This is a genomic window from Agromyces sp. Root81, from assembly GCF_001429165.1.
Taxonomy (GTDB): domain Bacteria; phylum Actinomycetota; class Actinomycetes; order Actinomycetales; family Microbacteriaceae; genus Agromyces.
The window spans coordinates 562,413-582,825 of sequence record NZ_LMIR01000001.1 but is presented as its reverse complement, the minus strand read 5'-3'; the positions used below and the strand labels follow the sequence as shown (position 1 = coordinate 582,825).

At 66.0% G+C, this 20,413-nt stretch carries 19 protein-coding genes; 13 read left to right on the top strand and 6 right to left on the bottom strand.

What is annotated here, in order from left to right; genetic code table 11:
• The 5 genes from ASE14_RS02880 to ASE14_RS02865 form a co-directional block, all read right to left on the bottom strand.
• Positions 1 to 612 (bottom strand): hypothetical protein, encoded by a 612-nt coding sequence (locus ASE14_RS02880; RefSeq protein WP_056650468.1) that lies wholly within the window; start codon positions 610 to 612, stop codon positions 1 to 3.
• A gap of 13 nt (positions 613 to 625) precedes the next feature.
• Positions 626 to 2,008 carry a sugar transferase gene (locus ASE14_RS02875; protein WP_235511063.1) on the bottom strand — a complete coding sequence of 461 codons (1,383 nt, stop codon included), beginning with the start codon at positions 2,006 to 2,008 and terminating at the stop codon, positions 626 to 628.
• Between the two features lie 502 nt (positions 2,009 to 2,510).
• Positions 2,511 to 3,116 (bottom strand): acyltransferase, encoded by a 606-nt coding sequence (locus ASE14_RS02870; RefSeq protein WP_056650460.1) that lies wholly within the window; start codon positions 3,114 to 3,116, stop codon positions 2,511 to 2,513.
• Between the two features lie 34 nt (positions 3,117 to 3,150).
• Positions 3,151 to 3,294 (bottom strand): hypothetical protein, encoded by a 144-nt coding sequence (locus ASE14_RS20305; RefSeq protein ID WP_157372750.1) that lies wholly within the window; start codon positions 3,292 to 3,294, stop codon positions 3,151 to 3,153.
• A 299-nt stretch (positions 3,295 to 3,593) separates the two neighbouring features.
• On the bottom strand, positions 3,594 to 4,223 hold the full coding sequence (locus ASE14_RS02865; RefSeq protein ID WP_056650454.1) for a hypothetical protein: 630 nt from the start codon (positions 4,221 to 4,223) through the stop codon (positions 3,594 to 3,596).
• An 827-nt stretch (positions 4,224 to 5,050) separates the two neighbouring features.
• On the opposite strand from ASE14_RS02865, the gene ASE14_RS02860 reads away from it, so the two are divergent.
• Both ASE14_RS02860 and ASE14_RS02855 read left to right on the top strand, forming a co-directional pair.
• Positions 5,051 to 5,452, top strand: coding sequence for an HNH endonuclease (locus ASE14_RS02860; RefSeq protein ID WP_056650453.1), 402 nt, complete (start codon positions 5,051 to 5,053; stop codon positions 5,450 to 5,452).
• A gap of 721 nt (positions 5,453 to 6,173) precedes the next feature.
• Positions 6,174 to 8,030, top strand: a complete 1,857-nt coding sequence (locus ASE14_RS02855) for an amino acid transporter (RefSeq protein ID WP_369816451.1) — start codon at positions 6,174 to 6,176, stop codon at positions 8,028 to 8,030.
• A 665-nt stretch (positions 8,031 to 8,695) separates the two neighbouring features.
• On the opposite strand, the gene ASE14_RS02850 is transcribed toward ASE14_RS02855, so the two are convergent.
• Positions 8,696 to 9,430, bottom strand: a complete 735-nt coding sequence (locus ASE14_RS02850; RefSeq protein WP_056650451.1) for a GntR family transcriptional regulator — start codon at positions 9,428 to 9,430, stop codon at positions 8,696 to 8,698.
• A 211-nt stretch (positions 9,431 to 9,641) separates the two neighbouring features.
• On the opposite strand from ASE14_RS02850, the gene ASE14_RS02845 reads away from it, so the two are divergent.
• From ASE14_RS02845 to ASE14_RS02795, 11 genes are all read left to right on the top strand, one after another.
• Positions 9,642 to 10,781: an enolase C-terminal domain-like protein gene (locus tag ASE14_RS02845; RefSeq protein WP_082599997.1), complete on the top strand. Its 1,140-nt coding sequence runs from the start codon at positions 9,642 to 9,644 to the stop codon at positions 10,779 to 10,781.
• A 94-nt stretch (positions 10,782 to 10,875) separates the two neighbouring features.
• Positions 10,876 to 12,156 carry an ABC transporter substrate-binding protein gene (locus ASE14_RS02840; protein ID WP_162257690.1) on the top strand — a complete coding sequence of 427 codons (1,281 nt, stop codon included), beginning with the start codon at positions 10,876 to 10,878 and terminating at the stop codon, positions 12,154 to 12,156.
• 110 nt (positions 12,157 to 12,266) lie between these two features.
• Positions 12,267 to 13,187, top strand: a complete 921-nt coding sequence (locus ASE14_RS02835; protein ID WP_162257689.1) for a carbohydrate ABC transporter permease — start codon at positions 12,267 to 12,269, stop codon at positions 13,185 to 13,187.
• Between the two features lie 8 nt (positions 13,188 to 13,195).
• Positions 13,196 to 14,134, top strand: a complete 939-nt coding sequence (locus ASE14_RS02830) for a carbohydrate ABC transporter permease (RefSeq protein WP_162257688.1) — start codon at positions 13,196 to 13,198, stop codon at positions 14,132 to 14,134.
• 71 nt (positions 14,135 to 14,205) lie between these two features.
• Positions 14,206 to 15,303, top strand: coding sequence for a mandelate racemase/muconate lactonizing enzyme family protein (locus ASE14_RS02825; RefSeq protein ID WP_056650447.1), 1,098 nt, complete (start codon positions 14,206 to 14,208; stop codon positions 15,301 to 15,303).
• A 29-nt stretch (positions 15,304 to 15,332) separates the two neighbouring features.
• Positions 15,333 to 16,292: an aldo/keto reductase gene (locus tag ASE14_RS02820; RefSeq protein ID WP_235511062.1), complete on the top strand. Its 960-nt coding sequence runs from the start codon at positions 15,333 to 15,335 to the stop codon at positions 16,290 to 16,292.
• Positions 16,285 to 17,166, top strand: a complete 882-nt coding sequence (locus ASE14_RS02815; protein ID WP_235511061.1) for an amidohydrolase — start codon at positions 16,285 to 16,287, stop codon at positions 17,164 to 17,166. The genes ASE14_RS02820 and ASE14_RS02815 overlap by 8 nt, the downstream gene beginning before the upstream one ends.
• Positions 17,159 to 18,013, top strand: a complete 855-nt coding sequence (locus tag ASE14_RS02810; RefSeq protein ID WP_056650445.1) for a fumarylacetoacetate hydrolase family protein — start codon at positions 17,159 to 17,161, stop codon at positions 18,011 to 18,013. The genes ASE14_RS02815 and ASE14_RS02810 overlap by 8 nt, the downstream gene beginning before the upstream one ends.
• Complete coding sequence (locus ASE14_RS02805; protein WP_056650442.1) at positions 18,010 to 18,768, top strand: SDR family NAD(P)-dependent oxidoreductase; 759 nt, start codon at positions 18,010 to 18,012, stop codon at positions 18,766 to 18,768. Before ASE14_RS02810 ends, ASE14_RS02805 begins: the two co-directional genes overlap by 4 nt.
• Positions 18,765 to 19,088 carry an L-rhamnose mutarotase gene (locus ASE14_RS02800; protein ID WP_056650440.1) on the top strand — a complete coding sequence of 108 codons (324 nt, stop codon included), beginning with the start codon at positions 18,765 to 18,767 and terminating at the stop codon, positions 19,086 to 19,088. Before ASE14_RS02805 ends, ASE14_RS02800 begins: the two co-directional genes overlap by 4 nt.
• The gene (locus tag ASE14_RS02795) at positions 19,088 to 20,326 is read left to right on the top strand and encodes an SGNH/GDSL hydrolase family protein (RefSeq protein WP_056650438.1); all 1,239 of its coding nucleotides are present in this window, start codon (positions 19,088 to 19,090) and stop codon (positions 20,324 to 20,326) included. Before ASE14_RS02800 ends, ASE14_RS02795 begins: the two co-directional genes overlap by 1 nt.
• Positions 20,327 to 20,413 lie beyond the last annotated feature (87 nt).

Sequence of the window (20,413 nt, the reverse complement as noted above, 5' to 3'; positions counted from 1 at the left end):
TCACCCCTCCGATCCGACGTCGAACATCCCGAAGACCGAGTAGGTGGTTCCACCGGTCGCTGAGCCGGTGACCGTGACGAGCACCGAGTCGGTGCCGTTGGTGAACGTGAGCGCAGTGCTGCCACCCACCGACGGCGCTTCGACGGGGGCGAACGCGAGCATCGCGAAGTCCCGCCGATAGCTCGCGAGCACCTCCTCCGGTGCGACGGAGGCCTCGGCGACGAGGGTCGCCTGGAGGCGACCGCCGTCTGCGGTCACCGCGCTCGACACGATCCTCGACCCGTCCACGATCGGGATGAGCTCGGGGAATCCCTCGACCCGTCCGCCGACCTCGCTGGCCGGCTCCGCGGGTCGCTCGACTGCCGGGGGAGCCGTGACCTCGCTCTCGACGGGTGGCAGGCCTCCGCCATCCACAGGCTCCCCCGACGGAGGAGCGCCCTCGCCCGCGTCATCCGCCCGTTCGGGTGCCGCCGCGTCTCCGAGCGTGCCCGCCTCGCCACCCGCGACGAACGGCGAGCGGCTCGACTGCGAGACGGTGCTCGCCACACCGGCAGCGCCGGCGATGAGCGCGATCGACGCGATCACGAGGATGAGGATGCGGCGCCCAGTCATGTCGTCCGTCCCGTCAATAGGCTCCGACGGGGTGCACCACGACGTGGAGGGTGCGCCAGAGCAGCATCAGATCGCCGATGAGCGACCAGTTCTCGATGTAGTGGAGGTCGAGCCGCACGCTCTCCTCCCAGGTCAGGTCGCTGCGTCCGCTCACCTGCCACGGGCCGGTCAGGCCGGGCTTGAGGTACAGGCGCCGACGGACATGCGCCTCGTATCCCTCGACTTCGCTCGCCAACGGCGGGCGCGGGCCGACGAGGCTCATGTTTCCGACCAAGACGTTCCAGAACTGCGGCAGCTCGTCGAGCGAGTACTTGCGCAGCACTCTGCCGACCCGGGTCACGCGAGGGTCGTCGTGCAGCTTGAACAGCACGCCGCTGCCCTGGTCGCGGTCGCGCAGGGCGGCGAGGTCCTGCTCGGCGGTCGCGCACATCGAGCGGAACTTCAAGACGGTGAAGGTGCGCCCGCCGCGGCCGACGCGCTCCTGCCGGAAGATCGCTCCTCCCGGGGAGTCGAGGCGCACGGCGATCGCGATCCCGAGCAGCAGCGGCGCGAGCACGATGAGGGCGCACCCGGCGCCGAAGATGTCGAGACCCCGTTTTGCGAGATGCTTGCCGCCCTCGAACCTGGGGATGTCGACGTGCATGAGCGGGAGGTCGTCGATCGCCTGGAAGTGGATGCGCGGCCCGGCGACCTCGGTCAGTCGTGTCGCGAGCACGAGGTCGATCGACGTGCCCTCGAGCGTCCAAGCGAGATGCTTCACGAACGAGGGGCTGACGGAGGTGCCACCGGCGACGACGATCGTTTGGGCACCGAGCCGTTCGGCCGCGCCGGCGACGGCCGATGATGAGGAGAGCACCGGGAAGGTGCGTTCGCCGATGGGCAGGCTCGTCTTCGAGGTGAGGCTGTCCACGGCGACCCCGACGACCGTGTAGACCGCCGGCCCGCGACTCATCCGGGTGATGACCTGCGCCACCTCGTCGGCGTCGCCAACGACGATCGCGCAGGACAGTGCGCGACCCGCTTGCCGCTCGTGGGACAGCCATCGGCGCCATCCCCATCGCTCGAGTAGGAGGAATGGCACCCCGAGCGACCACGCCACGAGCAGGTACGCGCTGGGCACCTCGGCGTCGATGCTGAGGAACGCCACGGCGATGACGCCGATCGCGATGGTGCTGGCGCCCATCAGGCGCTTGTACTCCTCCGCACCCACGGCGAACAGTCGTTCGTCTCGCGTGTGCAGCACGGCGAGGGCGGAGATCCAGACGATGCCTGCGACGGCGGCGGGCACCGCGATGGACCAGAGCGCGGTCGCGTGTCCGGCGATGAGCAGTGCCGCCTGGAGGGCGGCCACCACAGTCAGCGCGATGGCGAGTGCGTCGCACACGATCAAGCGCATCCGGTAGGTGGACGCCCAAGGTCGGTTCGGCGGCGCCGAGTGTCCGGCGACCAGGTGGAGGTGGCCCCTCGGCCGACGCGGCGGGGGCGAGACGGATGCGAGCTGGCGTGCGTCAACCATCGTGTCGACCGCACTCGGGCGCGCCGACCGTCGTCGCGGTCGCCGCTGGTGCGGGAACCGACGCGTGGAGCGACCGTCGCTTGCCACCGCGCGAAACGGTGGTCTCAGCAGCGGCGCTCTGAAGGAGCGCAGTCACAGGGACGCCTCGGGTGAGAGAGCCCACGATCGGGCGGGGGACACGGGATACGAGACCGGGGGAAGCCGGCCCGTCAGTTGCCCAGTCGCGACGCGGGTACGTCACGCCGTCGCACGCTGACGCATGCGATCACCTATTCGCCCGCCGAATTCTCGGAGCCCAGAAGCCGAGTACGGAACGGAACTGGCTCGAACGTACCCCCAAGCGGCAGCGCCGACCAGACCCACTTCGGGGGATATGGCGTCGTCACACCGCTGTCAGCACGCCATCCGCCTCGAGGAAGACGTCGCCGCTCACCGGGCACAGGAACCGGCCGTCGCCGTGGGCTTCGAGCGGTACACCGTGCGGGCCGACCCAGCCGATCCGGCGCGCTGGCACCCCTGCGACGATTCCGTAGTCCGGCACGTCGCGGATGACGACCGCTCCCGCGGCGACGAGGGCCCATCGGCCGATCTCGACGGGAGCGACGCAGACGCTCCTCGCCCCGATGGCCGCCCCGTCGTGCACGACCACGCCGACCTTCGCCCAGTCCTCGGCATTCTTGAGCGAGCCGTCGGGGTTCACCGCGCGCGGGTGGGCGTCGTTCGTGAAGACGACGGCCGGGCCGATGAAGACGCCGTCGCCGACGACTGCTGGTTCGTACACGAGCGCGTGGTTCTGCAGTTTGCAGCGCGAGCCGATACGGACCCCAGGGCCGACGTACGCCCCGCGCCCGATCGTCGTCTCGGCGCCGACCACGGCATCCTCGCGCACCTGGGCGAGATGCCAGACGCGGACTCCGGGGCCGAGGTGCGCACGAGCGTCGACGTCGGCACTCGGCTCGATCGATGCGGCACCCGCGACGCTGCCCATGAGGCGATCGTAGCGCTGGGGCCGCTGGAGCGGATCAGGCGAAGGCGAAGAGCACGAAGCCGATGAGCGGCAGCGTGGCCTGCACGAGTGCGGGCTTCACGCAGCTGCGGCCGTACTTGAACGCTGCGCGCGCGGTAAGCCTGTCGGTCTCGGGCGGCCCTCGTGGTCCCGCCCTCATGCCATCCTCGTCAGATGCGATCTCCGCGAGCCGTCTTCGCGGGAGTCTCGACGCTGGCCATCGGCGGCATCATGACGACCGGCTGCACAAGCGCTTTCGCAACACAGGGCGATCCTCTGCGCCCACGAACTTCCCGACTGACCCGGAACATTCTGTATGGAGAGCGAGTTGGAATGCGTGCCAACGCTGACCGACGGTGACGTCGACAGTACAGCCCGTGGAGAGAGCGACATAGCCGCCCGGTGTGGCGAACGCGGCGCGGCTGTGACGTTGCTCGGAGATATTCGGGGGCGGCTAATTCACCCCACTCGCCAGACCGTGAGGCTGAGGAAGAAGAACGACCCTGATCGCTGCCAGATTCGGAAGTGATGGCCGCCCTGCGACAGGTTGGCCGTATGCGGTTGGTTTATCGTGCCGGACCAAGTCAGCGGTCCGAACGAATTGTTGTCGATGCGGCATTCGACGGAGGCCTGCGACGCCGACGGATAGCTTTCCAGTCGAGCGTTACAGATGTATGTTCCCGCGCTCGACGCATTGAAGTAGCAGTTGACGCGACCAGTCTTCGTCTGACCCGACCCCCACGCGTCGTACCCGTCCGCGGAGAACCAGGCGCGACAATCGTTGAGGTTGCGCTGCATGTCCGTGAAGCCGTCGAAGTGATCCGCATCCCAAATATCGAGGTATCGAGCGGACCCGGATTTTGAGCACACGCGGAAGACCGCGGCCGGGAACCACAAGTCGAGCTTCTCGAGTTCAGGCAGCCGGCTGAGAATCTCGTCGCCACCCTTGGTCGTCTTGATCGCCTCGAGCGCCTCCTCAGGCGTCGTCAAAGAGTCCGCCGTGCTGATGCCCTCGCGCTTTTCTGGCGGCGCGTAGCTCTCCAGCGAGTCGATGACTCTGAGTTCGAATTCGTTCGTCTGGTCGTCCATGACCCACGACTCCCTCTTCAATTCACTTTCTCTGGGCGGATATGCCCTCGACCACTTCCTACTCGCCAAGGCAAATCATGACAAGTCCTCACTTTAGGGGGCCGGGGCTCTATTCGGGTTCGAGGCCGTCGATTTGAGGCCCTGGACGGGCTCAGCATGGAGACGAAAGGCTCGCAGCAGCTATCTACTCAGCACCTCCGAGTGTGCAGGTGAGTATTCCGTAGGCATTCGCTTGGCCGCTTGATCTGCCATGGTCGGCGGGCTGTCACGAGTGGGCCGGGGCAACGTCTGTCAGGGGGTCAGGGGTTCGAGTCCCCTCAGATCCACCAACACCCCCGGAGAACCACGGTTCTCCGGGGGTTTTCTGGTTCGAGCGATCCGCGAGACCAAGCAGGCACCTGATGGTTGCGACCAGGTCGCGAGGTGAAGCGAGTCGGGCAGCATCAGTCCCTACCCATCTCCGCTCCGGCGTCGATGGAGCTCGCGGAGTTTCGCAGCATCATCCGGGGGAGCCGAAGGCGTGACGGGTAGGTTTACGCCATGGTTCTCGTCGATCAGTTCGCAGATGATGCGGTCGATCTCTACGCCGATGCGTTGTCGGCCGTCGCCTCCGCGCTGGCAATCCAGGATGTGGCTTCTGCCCGGAGCAGTCTGGCTCCGATATCCGATGAGCGGTGGCATGGGAAGGTGAGCGCGACCCGAACCACCGCCCCAGACCTGCTCGGCACGAGACCGCGAGCCGTTTCCGATCAGATCAGGGCGAGGGTCTTCCTCCGAGATCGTTTTCGCTGCTCGTTGTGCGGCGGCCGGGGGCTGCCCGATGCGTCATGGTCGGGATCAGCGATGTCTTCCCCGACATGTTCGCGTACGACGCGCACTACGGTCGAGATCGGATCCACCCGGCCTACTGGGTACTCGCCCTCGAGGCCGACCATACCGTCCCCCATGCCAGGGGAGGTCCGGGTGACGATGAGAATCTCACAGCCATGCACGCGCTCTGCAACACGAGGAAGTCGGCAGCAGATTTCGACGAGGTGGCGGCGGTCGCCCGAATCGAGGAAGCACGCGACTGGGATGGGCTGATCTCCGCGTATCCCGGCGTGGTCCTGACCGGCAACATCCACGGACGCCGGCATGCCGCACTCGGCTATCACAGACGATGGCTCCACCTCTTCCAGCTGACTCGGCTCGGGGAGGAATCGGACCCGGCTGCCTCGGTCATCCCGTAGTCGACCCGCCAACGTCGGCGGGGCTGCACCGTGCTCGGGGTGCTCGGTGGCGTCGCGAAAGCGGACGCGGGATGAGCGTCGTCGAACGATCGTCATCGGGACGTCCTGGTGCCTTCCGCCTCGAATATCTCGCCGATCCGCGGTGAACCGACTGATGCGGGCCGGCGTGCGCTCGGCCGCCGGACGCTTCGCGATACGTGCTCTCCAAGACATCCGTGAGCTCGAACTGTTCGATCGAGCGATGACGCTCGCCGCACAAGGGTTCACCTCCGTCCTTCCGGTCGCCATTGACGCGCGGGACACCTCGGATGTCCTCGGAAGGCTTCAAGGGAGCCCGCAACAGCCGGCACCGATTGTGCCGGTCGTCACGGGCGGTCGGCGGGAACGGCGACTTGGGCTTCCTTCTTCCGGACGAGATCATCGATTGGATCGAGTCAGTGGCGAATGAAGAGCGGCCCGACACGTTGTAGCAGGCGGTCGCACTCGGTGCGCGGGACGAAAATGACGTCGTGCGCGTGGTGCAAGTGCGTTGCCGGGTGCGATGCCGGGTGCGATGATTTCAGGGTCCGCGCCGACGCGGTCCGCAGAGGAGCCGTCCATGCCCGAATGGGATTAGTTCGAGTTCCCCGCCACGGTGCCGGGACCCAAGGAGACCGGCTCCGGGACGCCGTTCTCGCGGTGGCTGTTCAAGCACACGGTGCAGCCGGTCGGCCCCGAGACGATGGAATCGACCACCGCGGAGCAGAGCTCTTGGTGGAAGGTCATGTGCTTGACCGGCGTTGACTACTTCTCGACTTTGTCCTATCTCCCCTCGATCGCGGTGCTTGCGGCTGGCGCGGTCTCTCCGATCGCCACGCTGCTCATCGTCGCCCTGACCCTGCTGGGCATGCTGCCGATGTACCGCCGGGTCGCGAAGGAGAGTCCGCACGGCCAGGGCTCGGTCGCGATGCTCGAGCGGCTCCTCCCGTTCTGGCAGGGCAAGATCTTCGTCCTCATCCTCCTCGGGTTCGTCGCGACCTCCTGGATCATCACCATCACGCTGTCCTCGGCGGATGCCACGGTGCACCTGATCGAGAACCCGCTCACCCCGGACGCGCTCGACGGGCAGGCCGTCACGATCACGGTTCTGCTGTTGCTCGTGCTCGGTGGGGTGTTCCTGCTCGGCTTCCGCGAGGCGGTGAACGTCGCGATTCCCCTCGTGACCGTTTTTCTCGGCCTGAACGCGATCGTGATCGTGGAGGGAATCGTGCGGCTGGTCACTGAGCCCGTGGCGTTTGAGCAGTGGGTGGCCGCCCTCACCTCCAGCAGCGGCTTTTCCGGGATCATCGTCCCGGCACTGCTGGCGTTCCCGCTGCTCGTGCTCGGACTCTCCGGGTTCGAGACCGGGGTCAGCATGATGCCCCTGGTGGCGTCGAAGGGCGCGACACCCGAGGAGCGGCTCGCGTCCCGCATCCGGAACACCAAGAAGTTGCTCACCGCCGCGGCGGTCATCATGAGCGTGTTCCTGATCTCGAGCAGCCTGGTCACCACGATCCTGATCCCCGCCGAGGCGTTCGAGGCCGGCGGGGAAGCGAACGGCCGCGCGCTGTCCTACCTCGCCCACGACTTCCTCGGCGACGGGTTCGGCACCGTCTACGACATCAGCAGCGTGCTGATCTTGTGGTTCGCCGGTGCATCGGCGATGGCCGGACTCATCAACATCGTGCCCCGATACTTGCCGACCTACGGCATGGCGCCCGAGTGGAGCCGGTCCGTGCGCCCGGTCGTGCTCGTGTACACGACGATCAGCATCCTCATCACGATCGCCTTCAATGCCGACGTCGACGCGCAGGCTGGCGCCTATGCCACCGGCATCCTGGCCATGATGGTGTCGGCCTCATTCGCTGTGCTGGTCTCCGCGATCCGCCGACGTCAGCGTGTTGCCAGCGTCGGGTTCACCGTCCTGACCCAGATCCTCGGGTACGCATTCGTCGAGAACGTGATCGAGAAACCCGACGGCATCACCATCTCGCTGTTCTTCATCCTCGGCATCGTCACGGTATCCGTCGTGTCTCGGCTCGCACGCACGACCGAGATTCGTGCTGAGCGCATCGAGTTCGACGACGCAGCGCGACAGTTCATCAAGGACTCGCTGATCTACGACTCAAGACTCAGCATCATCGCCAACCGGCCCGGTGTCGGCGACGCCGCCGAGTACCTCGAGAAGGAACTCAGCCAACGCCGGCTCAACCCTGTGCCCGGTCGCGCCGACGTGCTCTTCCTCGAGATCAACATCATCGACCCCTCGGAATTCCGCGAGGTCCTCCAAGTGCACGGAGTCGAGGTCGACGGCCACCGCGTGCTGCGCGCCGACAGCCCCGCGGCGCCCAACGCGATCGCCGCGATCCTACTCGCGATGAGGGATGCCACGGGCGTACGCCCGCACGCATACTTCGAGTGGTCCGAGGGCAACCCGCTCCTACACATGATGCGCTACATCCTGCTCGGACGCGGCGACACACCACCCGTCGTACGAGAGATCATCCGCGAGGTCGAGAATGACCCCCACGAGCGGCCCGTCATCCATGTGGGCGGGTAACCAGCCGTCGGCCCTGACCAAGGGCGGAAGAATCGGGACCTTCAGGAGGTCGTCATGTCCGTCTGCGCGCTTTGCGCACTCTACGGACGAGCAGTGGCAGACGCTCCGCGACGGCGTCGACGAACTCGTGGGCATCCACGACTGCTCACCGGTGCCGCTCCCGTGCGAGTTCTGGAATTGGTGTCTCCAACCAGTCGCTCATCGGCGACCAGGCGATGATCGACGAAGCCGTGAAGGCCGCGCTCCCGCTCGCCGAACAGCTCGCCGTATGCACAGCCGTTCGGCGAGGATGCGACTGTTCTGCCCGCGGTGCTCAAGCGATCGCTCCTCTACATCGGCCGGCCGATCGAACTCGGATCTTCTCAGCGCTCTCGAGGTGCGACCCGAGCTCGACGCTGAGAATCCTCGGCTGTCGATGTAGGAGCTGAGTAGCTGTTGCCCGTTGGGCAGAGAGCGCCGGCGGATCAGCTCGCGGCGTCCACCGGCCTGATCATGGCGTCGATGGCGGCCGGGGCGTGACGACGGCGCACCGAGCGAGGGTGAGGGGTGTGGAGCCGGGCGTCTCCTCAGGAGCTTCCTGGAAGTGGTCACACCTGGAGCCATGCGGCGAACGGAGACCTTGAGGGTGAAGGTGACCATGCCTGGCAGACAGCGGCCATGCTCGCCTACGTCGGCGTCACCCGCGCCGAAGGGCCTGCAAGCGATGCGTGATCGAGCGGGAGGCGGGTTCTGGCCGATTCGATGTGGTCGAGCATGTGGGCCGCCGCGGCGTGCGTTTGACCCGCGCGGATCGCGTCCGCGATGAGACTGTGTTCCATGATCGTGACGACCCCTCTGCCCTTCGCATCGAAGATGCCGTCCTCGTCTTCCACGGAGTCCATTTCTCGCGACGCTCGGCGGCGAGCGATGGCCGCCTGGGTGAGCCGGTACACGTGCAACTGGCAGTGTGCGCGTGTGTATGCATCCCTGACGAAGTCACTCCGGGCGATGCGCGCGATAAGGAAATGAAACCGTTCGTCGTGACGTGAGAGTTCTCCGTACGTGGCGTCGAGATCGAGTTCGAGGGACTGTCTCCCTCGTTCGATCTCAGCGATGAGTTCGTCGAGGTCTTCAGCAGAGCGCTCTTCTGCGGCCCGCCCCGCCATCCACGGTTCGATGAGTGCACGGAATCGGAAGAGGTCGTCGGTCTCATCTACCGTCAGCAACTCTGTTGCGCTGTATCCGCGGAGCGGCTGCTTGATGACCAGGTCATCCGATTCGAGCCGAGCGAGGGCCTCACGCACTGGTGTCTGCGACACATTGAGCTCGCGTGCCACGGAATCGATGTTGATGCGCTGACCAGGAGGGATCGTGTGGTCGAGCAGCATCGCGCGGAGCGCCTCGTAGATCTCGTCGGCCAACGCAGAGCGAGGCGACCGCGGTGGCTCACCTTCCCGAAGGGATTCAGTGCTCGCGATCGTCAAGTCAGTTCGCTCTCTCGGCTCGGGATACGCTGCCGTCTGCGTGCAACCGTCGTGTTTCCCATAGTATTCTCGCCGCTCGTCATGGGCGGCAACCCGAACTGCGGAAGTCGGGGGTTGTGTTTGTCTTCGAATCCTATACTATACGAAAATGCTCATCACCTCGGTCGAAGTTGTCCGTGTCAGTGTCCCGGCCCAAGATCCGCCATTCCTGTGGCGGGACGGGCTTCCCGGTTCCGACCCGGAGGTCGACGGCGCGTGGCTCGTCGTGCGAACCGACGATGGCGTCGTCGGGCTGAGTTTCACCAACCGTGGGGTGATCCTCCAGGACATCGTCGACCGCCGACTGCGGGCCGAGCTTGTCGGCCAGGATCCGCTGGCGCGAGAACTGCTGTGGCATCGGCTGTGGGAGATCGACCGCATCGAGCGCTACCCCGTCCACATCATGGGCACCGTCGACGTGGCGATCTGGGATATCGGGGCCAAGGCCGCGAAGCTCCCGCTCTTCCAGCTCCTCGGTTCGTTCCGATCGTCCATTCCGGCATATGCCTCCACCGTCACGTTCGGGTCGATCGAGCAGTACCTCGATGTCGCCGACCAATGCCTCGAGCTCGGATTCCCGGCGATCAAGCTTCACGCGTGGGGTGATGCCCGCGCCGACGCACGGCTCTCCGAGGCGCTGCGTGAGCACGTGGGACCCGATGTTCCACTGATGTACGACGGGTCGGCGGCGTTCGACCTGCTCGATGCGACGTACCTCGGCCGGGCGCTGAGCGAGGCCGACTATCTCTGGTACGAGGAGCCGATGAAGGAGTTCAGCGTCGGCGCGTACAAGGCGCTGGGGGAGCGCGTCGATGTTCCTCTCCTCGTGTGCGAGGTCGCCGAAGGAGCGCACATGGCTGCAGCGGACTTCATCGCCAGTGGGTGCGCGTCCGCGGTGCGTACGAGTGCAGTGCTCCGAGGCGGGGTCACTGGTGCCATGCGCATCGCCCATCTGGCCGATGCTCACCTCCTGCGGGCCGAGGTGCACGGTGGCGGCCCCGTGGCGAGACACCTCTGCATGGCGATCAAGAACAACACGTACTACGAGGCGCTGGTTCTCTCGAACCCCGTGGCCCGCCCCCGCGAAGTGGGAGCCGATGGCCACGTGCATCCGCCGCTCACGCCGGGAGTGGGCTGGGAAAGCGAGTGGGAAGAGAGCGGGCCGCCCCGCGAACTCGTCGAAGTCGACGCGGTGGGCGCCCTGTCGCCCGTTGCAGTTCGTGAGGAGGTCGCCATCGACCGAGTGTGAGAGTGGAGAGTCAGTAGTGGTTTCCGAGAATCCTTCAATGACGAGGGTCGATCATTTCCTTCGCCCAAGACACAGCACGAAAAAAGGAATAGACATGAACAAACGACTTGCGCTCCCGTTGGCGCTGATGGCCGTCTTCGGCATGGCCGGTTGCACGGCCGGCAGCGGAGACGCTGGGGGCGGAACGCCCGAACTCCTGATCTGGGTGGACTCGGTTCGCGAGCCGGCCGCGAAGGCCTACCAGGAATCCGTGAAGGGTGACGTGGATGTCACCGTCGAGGTGATCGACACGGCCGAGCTCCTGACCAAGATCTCGCTCTTCAACACTACGGGGAGCGGCTGGCCCGACGTCGTGTTCGCTGGCGGACCGAACGACGTCGCCATCCTCGCCGACCCGAGCAACGGCTATGCCGCCAACCTGTCCGAGACCGTCGATGAGTCCGTCTTCAAGAGCTATGACGGCGCCAACGATTGGTGTCTCATCGATGGCGACTACTACTGCTTGAAGAACGATCTCGCCCAGAGCGTGCTCTGGTATGACGCCGTCGTGTTCGAGGAGCTCGGGCTGACGGTGCCCACGACGATGGAGGAGTTCGCGACGGAGGCGATGAAGCTGGAGGGTACCGGCTACGTCGCAGGCGCGATCGGCGACCAGAACTACTACGCCTCCTACCTGTGGCCCAGCGGCTGCCCGATGGCCGCAGCCGATGACTCGACCACGGTGCGCATCGATCCGGATGCGGAGGAGTGCACGCGAGTGGCCGACCTCGTGCAGCCACTTGTCGACGCTGGTGTGCTCGATACCCGATCGTCGTTCGATGCCGGATTCCTCGCCGACGTCGCGCAGGCCGGCAAGGTCGCCATGACATTCGGCCCCTCCTGGTTCGGTGAGTTCGTGCTTCGGCCCGAAAGCTCGTGGGCGATTCCCGAGGGACACGTCGCAGCCGCACCGATGCCGATCTGGGATGGCAACGACCAGGCATACTCGGGCGAGTGGGGAGGCGGCATCTGGATGGCATCGTCGCACTCGAAGTTCCCGGACGCCGCCGCTGACGCCGTCACCTACCTCGCGACCGACCCCGAGCTCCTGGCGGACTCCGTCACCTTCCCAGGATCCGGGCCGGCCTTCGAGGCCTGGGCCGAGCGCGTCGGATCGGACCCGTACTACGCATCCAGCCCGGTTCCGGCCATGGTGCAGCAGGCCACACTCATCAATCCGAGCGAGAAGCCGGTCCGCTACGACATCCAGGGCCAGGTCGGCGCAGTGCTGCAGACCGAGATCAACGCCGGAACCCCGGTCGCGGAAGCGACCCGCAAGTTCCAGGAGTCGCTCATCCAGCTCGCGCCCGGCTCGGGCTACAAGGTGACCCAGTAGCAACTGGCCGCCGAACTCGTCCCCGGAGGGTCGGCGCCATACGGCGTCGGCCCCCCGGGACTGCAAGAGAAAGGCTCGGAAACGTAATGGCGCGTTCGCGAATCAAGAGGATGAGCGCCCTCTCGGGGTCACTGATGTTCGCCCCGTACCTCATACTGCTCGTCGCCTTCGGCGTCGTCCCTGTGGTGATGGCGTTCTTCACTGCACTCAAGCCGTCGATGGTGAATCCGGCGGGCGGATTTCTCAACTACCTGGTCGTCATCCAGGACTTCCGCTTCCTGCCCGCGCTCACCAACGTTGCAACGTTCCTCGTGATCTACGTGCCGCTCATGGTGCTCGTGGTGGCCGCGATGTCGCTGCTGCTCGACGCCATCCGCAGCCGCTGGACGGTACCGCTCCGGGCGGCCTACATCGTCCCGGCATCCATTTCGGGCGCCGTTGCGATCCTCGTCTGGTACTTCATGCTCGAGCCGACGTACAGCCCCTACGGCGACCTCCTTCGAGCGGTCGGCATCACGGAGGGCAGCCAGATCTGGAACACGGGGAACCTCGTCTGGATCTTCGTGCTGATGGCCTTCTTCACCGGTGCAGGCAACTGGATCATCGTGCAGTACGGGTCCCTCCAGTCGATCTCCGACGACATCCTCGAGGCGGCGCGGATCGACGGGGCGAACGCATTCCAGATCGGACTGCAGATCAAGTTGCCGCTCATCCGGCGCTACCTCATCTACATGTCCATCCTGACCTTCGCGGCCGGGCTCCAGATCTTCGTCGAGCCCTACCTCATCTCCTCCACTGTCTATCCCGGGCTCGCAGACAACTGGTCCCTCAACCAGCTGAGCTACTCGTTCGCCTTCCAGTCGGGCAATCTCGGGGCTTCCGCGGCGCTGTCCCTGATGCTCCTCGTGATCTGCATCATCGCGGCACTGATCGCGATCTTCCGAACCGACTTCTTCGAGGAAGCGCGACCGACGACGAAGAGATCCAAGAAGGCGGCACGTGCCGCCATGCCGGCAGGGAGCGCGATATGAGCACCACCATGAGCACAGACACTTACGCGATGACCACGGTCGGCACCGCTCGGGCACCACGTTCGCGTGCACTGAACGTCAGACGCCTGCCGGGTCGGATCGTCACCTGGATCGTGCTGGTGGCCTTCGCGGTGTTCAGCGTCGTGCCGATGATCTGGCTCGTCCTTGCGCCCTCCAAGACGGCCGACGAGCTGACGTCGCTGAGTCCGTTCGCCTTCGGTTCGTTCGACCAGTACGCCGTTGCGTGGAACAACCTGATGCTGTTCCAAGACGGCCGACTCGTCACCTGGATCTGGAACTCGGTCTGGTACACCGCGACGATCGTGTTCATCTCGTGCGCGACGGCGATCCTGGCCGGCTACGCGCTGGCGACCGCGCCCTTGCCGTTCCGCAGGACGCTGTTGATGACGACGCTCATCGCGATGATCGTGCCCCCGGTTGCGCTGGTGCTTCCCCTCTTCATCGAGGTGACCGCGCTCGGGATCTACAACACCCCGTGGGCCATCATCCTGACGAGTTCGTTCTACCCGTTCGGTGTATTCCTCGCGTACATCTACTTCTCGACCTCGATCCCCAAGGAACTCTACGAAGCCGCACGCATCGACGGCGCGGGGGAATTCGGAACGTTCTGGCGCGTCGCGCTGCCGCTGTCGAAGGGGCTGCTCGGGATGCTCGCGTTCTTCAGTTTCACCGCCACTTGGGTGAATTACTTCCTCCCGTACGTCATGGTGACCTCGGGGGAGGTCCTGCCGTTGCCGGTCGGCCTCGGCGTGCTGTTCAGCGCCACCCCGGCACTCAACCCCGGCATCGGAGCCAGCATCCTCCCCATCAGACAGCCCGAGATCGCCCTTGCCGGCCTGATCGTCGCCGTCCCGATCCTGATCGTCTTCGTAGCGTCTTCGAAGCTGCTCGTACGTGGTGTTCTCGCCGGCTCCGTCAAGAGCTGACCACTGAAGACGTCGCGCATGAGCCCCCGCCCTCGAAGATCTGCGGGATCACAACCAAGGAGATTGTTTCAATGACACGTGGCGCGACGATCGTTTCCGCCGAGGCTTGGCTGGTCGACCTCGAAGTCGAAACCAAACGCACGGATGCGGTGCAAGCGTTCCTCAAGCAGGAGACGGTGTTCGTCTCGTTGACGACCGCCGACGGACTGACCGGGCTCGGCTACAGCTACACCATCGGCACGGGTGGCCGTGCCGTTCTCGAGATGCTGCGAGGCGGTCTCCTCGACGCCGTGATCGGGGAGGACGCGGATCGCCCAGAAGCCGTCTGGTACGCCGCCTTCAACTCGACCCGAGCCACCACGATAGGGCCGATCACGTCCCTGGCGCTCGCCGCGATCGATACGGCGGTGTGGGATGCCCGATCGCGACGCACCGGAATCCCGCTCTGGAAACTCGCGGGCGGCTCCTCGCCGTCTGTGCCGGTCTATGACACCGAAGGCGGGTGGCTTCACCTCTCGCCTGACGAACTCGTGACTCAGGCGCTCGCGAGCCGGAACCGAGGCCTGCCCGGAGCGAAGATCAAGGTCGGCCTGCCGAATGCCCACCACGACCTTGCACGCTTGAGTGCGGTGCGTGAGGCGGTCGGCCCTGAGTTCCACGTCATGATCGACGCCAATCAGTCGCTCACCAGCGCTGAGGCGATTCGTCGGGCGAACCTGTTCCGCGACCTGGACATCTTCTGGTTCGAGGAGCCGCTCCCCGCTGAAGATGTCGCCGGCCACGAGCGGCTCGCGAACACGACGGCGATTCCCGTGGCGGTCGGCGAGAGCATGTACTCCGTCGGGCAGTTCCGGGAGTACCTCCAGCGCGGTGCCGCGTCGATCGTTCAGGTGGATGTCGCCCGGGTCGGTGGAATCACCCCCTGGCTGAAGGTCGCGCATCTCGCTGAGTCGTTCAACGTCACTGTCGCACCGCATTTCCTGATGGAACTGCACCTCTCCCTTGCCTGCGCGATTCCCAACGCCCTCTACCTCGAGCACATCCCGCAGCTGCGCGCCGTCACGACCTCGGAGATCACGATCCGCGACGGCGCGGCGTGGGCTCCCGAGACGCTCGGCCTGGGCATCGACTGGGACCTCGACGGCCTCGACGATGCGAGGGTGGCTTAGCTATGCAGGTCACATCCGTACGACGTCGCATGCTCCGAACCACGGTGTCGCTGACAGAACTCGGGATGGGCGCCGCCCAGCTCGGGAACCTCGGTCGTGCGATCACGGACGAAGAGGCCGCGGCCACCATCGATGCGGCCTGGGATGCCGGCATCCGATACTTCGACACGGCCCCTCACTACGGCCTCGGCCTCTCCGAACGCCGGCTCGGACACGCCTTGTCGACACGTCCGCGTGACGAATTCGTCCTCTCCACGAAGGTGGGCCGGCTGCTCGTGCCGAGCGGAAATCCCGAAGGCGCCATGGACGACCAGAACTTCGTCGTTCCCGCCACGGTGCGACGCCAATGGGACTTCCGCCGCGACGGCATCCGCCGGTCCGTCTTCGAAAGCCTCGACCGGCTCGGGCTCGACCGCATCGACATCGCGTATCTGCACGACCCCGATGAGCACGGCGAAGCGGCCCATGCCGAGGCGATCCCGGCGCTGATCGAGTTGCGCGATGAAGGAGTGGTCCGTGCCGTCGGCGCCGGGATGAACCAGTCGGCGATGCCCGCCGAGTTCGTCCGGCGCCACGACATCGACGTGATCATGCTCGCGGGGCGCTACACCCTGCTCGAGCAGGGAGCCCTGGATGAGCTCCTGCCCCTCGCCGAGGAGCGCGGCGTCGGCATCGTGGCCGCCGCGGTCTACAACTCCGGACTCCTTGCCACAGCTCGTCCGGCCGCGAATTCCTCCTACGATTACGCCCAAGCGCCGTCCGAGGCCATCGCACGCGCGAACAGGCTCGCCGATGTCTGCGAGGAATTCGGCATCACACTGCCGGAGGCCGCTATCGCCTTCCCGCATCGGCATCCGGCAGTGGTCTCCGTTGTCGTCGGGACGAGGACCGCGGAGCAGGTGGCGGAGACAGTGCGTCGGTATACGGCCCGCATCCCCGAAGAGTTCTGGACGGCACTCGTCGAACGTGGTCTGGTGCGCAGTGTCTGAGCGTTCAACAGGCGAGATCATCGACTCCCACCAGCATGTCTGGAATCTCGAACGAGCCGAATACGCCTGGCTCGGCCCCGAGGCTGGACGGTTGTACCGCACCTTCGACATGCACGAGGTCTTGCCGGACTTCGAGGCGGTCGGCGTGACCGGTACGGTGCTCGTCCAGTCCGCCGACAACGACGATGACACCGAGCACATGTTCGAGGTCGCCAGGCAGAACTCCCTCGTGGTCGGCGTTGTCGGGTACGTTCCCCTGCACGAACCTGACCGGGCAGCGGACCGACTGGCCGAGTTGCAGCGTGAGCGGAAGTTCTGCGGCGTCCGCAACCTGATCCACGATCGCACGGATCCGCACTGGCTTCTCCGCCCTGACGTGGATGCAACCCTCGGCCTCCTGGAGCAGGCCGGCGTCCCGTTCGACGTCGTCGGGGTGCTTCCCGAACACCTTCGGGCGGTCGTCGCGATCTCGGAGCGGCATCCGCAGCTGACCATCGTGCTCGACCACCTCAACAAGCCACCGATCGGGTCGGACGACTGGCAGCCCTGGGCCTCACTGCTCGCCGAAGTCGCCGAGAATCCGCGCGTCTACGGCAAGGTGTCCGGGCTGTACTCGGCTGTGGGTCAACCCGGAGACTGGACCGTCGAAACGGTCCGCCCGGCCTTCGAGCACGCATTCGACGTCTTCGGAGCAGGCCGCCTCATGTACGGCGGTGACTGGCCGGTGTCGCTCATCGCCGGAGGATACGCACGGGTGTGGCGAGGCATCCGAGACCTGCTTGCTGACGTCGACGACAACGACCGGGCCGCCATCCTCGCGGGGACCGCCCGATCCTTCTACCGACTCGACGACACGAAGGCCACCGATGACTGAACCGTTCACCCTCGCCCGCCTCGGCGCGCCCGGCGAGGAGCTCCCCGTCGTCCGGCATGCCGGGCGCACCCTCGATGCGCGCCCCGTCGCTCACGACTTCGACGGCGCCTTCTTCGGGTCCGACGGGATCTCTCGATTGGCGGGCGCGCTCGGGCTGCTTCCCGAACTGGACGCCTCCACGATGCGGATCGGGGCTCCCATTGCACGGCCCGGCAAGATCGTCTGCATCGGCCTCAACTACAGCGACCATGCCGCAGAGACCGGGGCGGCGCTCCCGACCGAGCCCGTCGTCTTCATGAAGGATCCATCGACGATGGTGGGGCCATTCGACGATGTGCTCATTCCGCGCGGATCCCGAAAAACCGACTGGGAGGTCGAGCTCGGTGTCGTGATCGGCTCAACCGCCCGGTACCTGGACTCGGCCGCCGACGCGCTCGCCCATGTCGCAGGGTACGCAGTGTCACACGACGTGTCAGAGCGGGAGTTCCAGCTCGAGCGGGGCGGCCAGTGGGACAAGGGCAAGAGCTGTGAGACCTTCAACCCGTTCGGACCAGAGCTGGTGCCGGCCGGCCTGGTCCCCGATCCGCAGCAGTTGGGCCTGCGCCTCTGGGTCGGCGGCGAAATGCGCCAGAACGGCACAACCGCGAACATGCTGTTCACGGTCGCCCACGTGGTGTGGTACCTGAGCCAATTCATGGTGCTGCATCCGGGTGACGTCATCAACACCGGTACGCCCGCCGGCGTTGCGCTCGGAACACCCGGCAACCCGTACTTGCGGGCCGGCGACATCGTCGAACTCGAGATCGACGGGCTCGGACGGGCCCGGCAGAGGATGGTGCAAGCATGAACGATTTTGAAGGTCTGGTGGCCGTGGTCACGGGCGGGGCATCCGGCATCGGCCTCGCCGCGGCGCAGACGCTCGCCGCTCGTGGGGCCAGAGTGGCGGTGCTGGACCGAACCACCGAGGTAACGCACCCGCTCGTCGCCTTCGAAGCCGACGTCACCGATCGAGCGAGCGTCGAAGCCGCCATCGCGGCGGTCGCAGCCTCCTTCGGCCGCATCGACATCATCATCAACAATGCCGGCATCAGCGCCGTCGGGACCGTCGAAGAGAACGGCGACGCCGAGTGGGCGCGCGTGCTCGACGTCAACGTCATCGGCATGGCCCGGGTCGCGGCGGCCGCCCTGCCATGGCTGCGACGATCACCGGCGGCCGCGATCGTCAACCTGTGCTCCGTCGCAGCGCTGAACGGACTCCCGCAGCGTGCGCTCTACTCCGCGTCGAAGGGTGCGGTCCTCGCCCTGACATATGCCATGGCGACCGATCATGTCGCAGAGGGAGTACGTGTGAACTGCGTGAGCCCTGGCACGGTCGCCACCCCGTTCGTCGAGCGCATGCTCGAGGGCTTCGCAGACCCGGATGCGGAGCGAGCCGCCCTCGATGCCCGCCAGGCCACCGGCCGCATGGTGACACCTCCCGAAGTCGCCGACGCGATCGCCTTCCTTGCAAGTCCGATGTCCGGCTCCATCACGGGCACAGCGCTCGAAGTCGACGGTGGCTTGACCCACCTCCGGGCGCGCGCGGCGGGGGAGCGTCGATGAGGCGGCTCGGTTCAGTGATCGGGATGCCTCCCGAGAACCGCGAGCAATACGAGCGCCTGCACGCTGACGTGTGGCCGCTGGTGCTCGAACGGCTTTCGGCGGGCAACATACGCAACTACTCGATCTTCCGGCACGGCGACGTGCTCTTCTCCTACATGGAGTACGTCGGTGACGACTACGACGCCGACATGGCCTGGATCGCTGAAGACCCTGTGACTCAACGCTGGTGGGCGGTCTGCGGCCCGCTGCAGCGACCGTTTCCCGAGAGGGCAGCGGGCGAATGGTGGATGACCATTCCCGAGATCTTTCACGTGGACTGATGAGCGACCCCACTCCCAGGTCGCCCGAGCAGCCCATGCGCGAGGGAATCGCTGCCCTGCTTCACAGCTCCATCCGCGGCGCACTCACGATCCGGACGACAGCCGCCGGGCTGATGCCGGCGCGCCTGCCGGAGTGGACACGCAGTCAATTCGACGGACCGATGCTCGCCCTGGCCTCCGAACAGTGCTCAGGAGTGCGGATCGCACTCTCGACCGCGGCTCGGTGGATCGAACTCGAGTTCACCTCCACACGGCTGATCTTGGGGAACACACCCCAGGAGATGGTTCCGGCCGTCCTTGGCGTCACCATTGATGGGCGACCGCACTCGGCGGAAACCTCAATCGATGGGCGCTATCGACGCGGAACGAATCCCAACGACCTGACTCTCGTTCCCGGACGGCCGACGATCGCCCGGGTCGACGTCGGGGCCGGCGGGCGAGAGCAGGACATTACCCTCTGGCTACCGAACAATGCGTCCGTCGAGATCCACGACATCCGTGCGGACGCGCAGCTCCTCCCCGCACCTCAACCTGACGTGCCGAAGTGGTTGCACCACGGAAGCTCGATCAGCCACTGCGCTGAAGCGGACACACCGTTCGGGGTCTGGCCCGTGGCGGCGTCGCGCGAGCTGGGTTTGGAAATCACCAGCCTGGGCTTGGGGTCCAGCGCTCACCTCGACCAGTTCGTCGCACGAACCCTGCGCGACAATGACGCCGATCTCATCTCACTGAAGGTCGGCATCAACATCGTCGGCGCCGACTCACTCAAACGTCGCACCTTCGTCTCAGCACTCCACGGATTCCTGGACACCATCCGCGAAGGCAAGCCAGATACCCCGATCCTGCTCATCTCGCCGATCACCTGCCCGATGCTGGAGGACACCGCCGGACCGGTTGAATACGACGACGGCCAGCAGCGCTATCTCGCCACGCGTCGAGCCGAAGCCGGCGTACCGTACACGGACGACGCGCTCACCCTCCGTGCAGTCCGGGCCCTCATGAGCAGCATCGTCGAGCAGCGGTCTGAGCGCGACGGAAATCTTGTCTACCTCGACGGAACCGCGCTGTTCGGACCTGACGATGTCGACGACCTACTGGACGGCATCCACCCGAACTCCGCCGGGTATCGCCGGATAGCCGCTCGATTCGTTCAGTCTTCCGTGGTGGTGGACTGGTGCTCGGCCCGCCTGCGACACCCAACACGCCGACCAATCGCGTTACAGCAAGGGAAAAGGTGACGGATGCTGCGGCAACGAGCCACTCTCTTCGACGCGATCGCGCACCCCGTGCGCCGGTCGATACTCGAATGCCTCCTGCGGGAGCCT

Coding starts and splice junctions, on each gene's coding strand:
- ASE14_RS02870 (WP_056650460.1), bottom strand. CDS start 3,116: ATGGGCAGCGTCGCGGGTGCCGCATCGATCGAGCCGAGTGCCGACGTC.
- ASE14_RS02830 (WP_162257688.1), top strand. CDS start 13,196: ATGAGCACAGACACTTACGCGATGACCACGGTCGGCACCGCTCGGGCA.
- ASE14_RS02865 (WP_056650454.1), bottom strand. CDS start 4,223: ATGGACGACCAGACGAACGAATTCGAACTCAGAGTCATCGACTCGCTG.
- ASE14_RS02805 (WP_056650442.1), top strand. CDS start 18,010: ATGAACGATTTTGAAGGTCTGGTGGCCGTGGTCACGGGCGGGGCATCC.
- ASE14_RS02840 (WP_162257690.1), top strand. CDS start 10,876: ATGAACAAACGACTTGCGCTCCCGTTGGCGCTGATGGCCGTCTTCGGC.
- ASE14_RS20305 (WP_157372750.1), bottom strand. CDS start 3,294: ATGAGGGCGGGACCACGAGGGCCGCCCGAGACCGACAGGCTTACCGCG.
- ASE14_RS02795 (WP_056650438.1), top strand. CDS start 19,088: ATGAGCGACCCCACTCCCAGGTCGCCCGAGCAGCCCATGCGCGAGGGA.
- ASE14_RS02800 (WP_056650440.1), top strand. CDS start 18,765: ATGAGGCGGCTCGGTTCAGTGATCGGGATGCCTCCCGAGAACCGCGAG.
- ASE14_RS02855 (WP_369816451.1), top strand. CDS start 6,174: ATGGAATCGACCACCGCGGAGCAGAGCTCTTGGTGGAAGGTCATGTGC.
- ASE14_RS02860 (WP_056650453.1), top strand. CDS start 5,051: ATGGTCGGGATCAGCGATGTCTTCCCCGACATGTTCGCGTACGACGCG.
- ASE14_RS02810 (WP_056650445.1), top strand. CDS start 17,159: ATGACTGAACCGTTCACCCTCGCCCGCCTCGGCGCGCCCGGCGAGGAG.
- ASE14_RS02825 (WP_056650447.1), top strand. CDS start 14,206: ATGACACGTGGCGCGACGATCGTTTCCGCCGAGGCTTGGCTGGTCGAC.
- ASE14_RS02820 (WP_235511062.1), top strand. CDS start 15,333: ATGCTCCGAACCACGGTGTCGCTGACAGAACTCGGGATGGGCGCCGCC.
- ASE14_RS02875 (WP_235511063.1), bottom strand. CDS start 2,008: ATGCGCTTGATCGTGTGCGACGCACTCGCCATCGCGCTGACTGTGGTG.
- ASE14_RS02880 (WP_056650468.1), bottom strand. CDS start 612: ATGACTGGGCGCCGCATCCTCATCCTCGTGATCGCGTCGATCGCGCTC.
- ASE14_RS02835 (WP_162257689.1), top strand. CDS start 12,267: ATGAGCGCCCTCTCGGGGTCACTGATGTTCGCCCCGTACCTCATACTG.
- ASE14_RS02845 (WP_082599997.1), top strand. CDS start 9,642: ATGCTCATCACCTCGGTCGAAGTTGTCCGTGTCAGTGTCCCGGCCCAA.